Source organism: Acuticoccus kandeliae (genome assembly GCF_003073115.1).
Map to the genome: position 1 here is coordinate 1 of NZ_QBBV01000046.1, position 471 is coordinate 471.

At 67.7% G+C, this 471-nt stretch carries 1 protein-coding gene; it reads left to right on the top strand.

Annotated features, from left to right (window positions below; translation table 11 throughout):
• The coding region (locus tag DBV35_RS29225; RefSeq protein ID WP_342752406.1) for an alpha/beta fold hydrolase at nucleotides 1–471 on the top strand (471 nt) is incomplete at both ends.

Genomic DNA, 471 nt, shown 5'->3' on the forward strand with positions numbered 1-471 from the left:
CTCCCGGCGCCTTCCAGGTGGGCAAGGACCTCGCGTTCACCCCGGGCCACGTGGTCTTCCGCAACCGGCTGATCGAGCTCATCCAGTACGAGCCGCAGACGGACAAGGTCCACGAGGTGCCGCTGCTCATGAGCCCGCCGTGGATCAACAAGTACTACATCATGGACCTCGCGCCGCAGACGTCGCTGGTGGAGTGGGCGGTGCAGCAAGGCCACACCGTCTTCATGATCAGCTACCGCAACCCGGACTCGTCGCTGGCCGACGTGACGATGAGCGACTACCTGCAGGAGGGCCCGGTCACGGCCCTGGACGTCGTCCGCGAGATCACCGGCCGGGACACGGTCAACGTCGCCGGGCTCTGCCTGGGCGGCGCGCTCTCCGCCGCGATGACGGCGTGGCTGGAGGCCAAGGGAGACCAGCGCGTCAACTCGCTGACCCTGATGAACACGCTGCTCGACTACTCCGGCCCGG